The sequence below is a fragment of the Staphylococcus sp. GDY8P57P genome, assembly GCF_017892585.1.
In the GTDB taxonomy this organism is placed as follows: Bacteria; Bacillota; Bacilli; order Staphylococcales; family Staphylococcaceae; genus Staphylococcus; species Staphylococcus borealis.
Map to the genome: position 1 here is coordinate 1 of NZ_JAESLK010000042.1, position 2,085 is coordinate 2,085.

The 2,085-nt window shown below is 27.9% G+C and carries 2 protein-coding genes and 1 pseudogene; 2 read left to right on the plus strand and 1 reads right to left on the minus strand.

Going from position 1 to position 2,085, the window contains the following annotated elements; all coding sequences use genetic code 11:
- The first annotated feature begins 177 nt into the window (after positions 1–177).
- Positions 178–783 (plus strand): recombinase family protein, encoded by a 606-nt coding sequence (locus KA878_RS12635; RefSeq protein WP_193839926.1) that lies wholly within the window; start codon positions 178–180, stop codon positions 781–783.
- A 251-nt stretch (positions 784–1,034) separates the two neighbouring features.
- On the opposite strand, the gene KA878_RS12640 is transcribed toward KA878_RS12635, so the two are convergent.
- On the minus strand, positions 1,035–1,910 hold the full coding sequence (locus KA878_RS12640; protein WP_312884006.1) for a class I SAM-dependent methyltransferase: 876 nt from the start codon (positions 1,908–1,910) through the stop codon (positions 1,035–1,037).
- A gap of 96 nt (positions 1,911–2,006) precedes the next feature.
- On the opposite strand from KA878_RS12640, the pseudogene KA878_RS12645 reads away from it, so the two are divergent.
- A pseudogene (locus tag KA878_RS12645) lies at positions 2,007–2,085 on the plus strand (IS6 family transposase); the annotation flags it as partial.

Sequence of the window (2,085 nt, forward strand, 5' to 3'; positions counted from 1 at the left end):
GTAGAAACAGCTAGAGATAGTTTAGTCATAGGTATTCGTTAATAGAAAAAGCAATGTACTTTAATATAGGACATTGCTTTTCTCATTTACTAGGTAAAATCATTCTCATATATCAAGTAAAGTAACAAGCAACTAAAATGTATGATTAGGGTGTTTATTAATTGTGAGGTGAAATCAATTATTGTTGGTTATGCGAGAGTATCATCGATTGATCAAAATTTAGAAAGACAACTTGAAAATTTAAAGGCGTTTGGTGTTGAAAAAATATTTACAGAAAAACAGTCAGGAAAATCTATTGAAATTAGACCGGTACTTCAAGAAGCACTTAACTTTGTGAGGATGGGAGATCGGTTTGTAGTAGAATCCATTGATCGTTTAGGTCGTAATTATGATGAAGTGATTCATACCGTTAATTATTTAAAATACAAAGAAGTACAATTAATGATTACTAGCTTACCGATGATGAATGAAGTGGTTGGCAATCCATTATTAGATAAATTTATGAAAGATCTGATCATTCAAATATTAGCAATGGTTTCAGAACAAGAACGAAATGAAAGTAAACGTAGACAAGCACAAGGTATTAAAGTCGCGAAAGAAAAAAGTGTGTATAAAGGACGCCCTTTATTATATTCGCCCAATGCGAAAGATCCTCAAAAACGTATTGTTTATCATAAAGTTGTAGAAAAGTTAGAAGAAGTCCAAACAATTAGTAAAATTGCCAAAGAAGTTAATATCACTAGACAAACAGTTTATAGAATTAAACGTGATAACGAGGTATAGTTATTTTAATAAACTATTTTAAATTCTATTCTAAAATTATATAGAGTAAAACGCTACTAACAATATATGCTAGTAGCGTTTTAATTTCTTTTATGACTTGTATATATCGATTTAATATAGTGTTATTTTAAAAGGTTTAAATATGCTATAATCCAAATTCCGACTATTGATTAATCTAACCACCTATCATTAATATGAGAATCAAATCATATTTTATAAAATTATGATTTGATATTGTGAAAAAGAATTTATTACATCATTTCTTTTACATTCTTTTCAATAAATGATATTTCTTCATCCGTGAGATTATACTTATGATAAAGTTGTTGATCAATTTTATTAATATCCTGACTCCAATCAATATCAGAATGGTTAGAGAAATCTTGTAAAGGAATTGTTGACCATACATGCGCTGTCTTATTACCTTGTGTAACTTTAAAAATACCTAGAAGTGTTCTTAAAAATTTAGTTTTAATATACTTTAAAAGGTTTTCAGCCTCTAATTTTGTATTAAAAGCTCCAAAACTAATAAACGTTTCAGTATGACCTACTTTAGGTGGCATAACAATTGGTGTAGAAAGGGTTTCACCAAAGTGCCCATTACCATTTGAACTTGCAACTAAAACCTTATATTTATCTAGATTAGGATGAGAAGAAAAATATTTACGTGCTACATATTTATAAGTTCTTTTTTTATTTTGAAGCCCATAAATTTCAATATATTTTTGACTATCTTCTGGACATATATCATAAAAAATTTCTGGTAATTTTTCAAATACAGAAGAAGATGCATAACGTTTAGATCCCCCAGATAGACGAGTATTGAAATTTGGATTTTCTTTTAGTAGAAGATTTGTATAACTATAGCTAGTATTTGAATATAAAATTGAACTTAAGAATTTAGAAGTCTTATTTTCTACTTTTTCTAAAATGGTTTTTAATTCTTCATATTTAAAGAATGTTCCAATTTTGCCGAAACTCTTTTTATTATCGTAATAAGTTATTACTACGCCACCCTTTATTTGTGTATTAGGAAAAATTTCAGATGAATATTCTTCAAAGTGAATAATTTTTAAATGGTCATTATTTAGCATTTTTTTATTCCAATTTTTGTCTGTAAAACCCACACTCGATACAACTTTCTTTCGCCTGTTTCACGATTTTGTTGGTTCTGTTGCAAAGTTGAATTTATAGTATAATTTTAACAAAAAGGAGTCTTCTGTATGAACTATTTCAGATATAAACAATTTAACAAGGATGTTATCACTGTAGCCGTTAGCTACTATCTAAGATATGCATTGA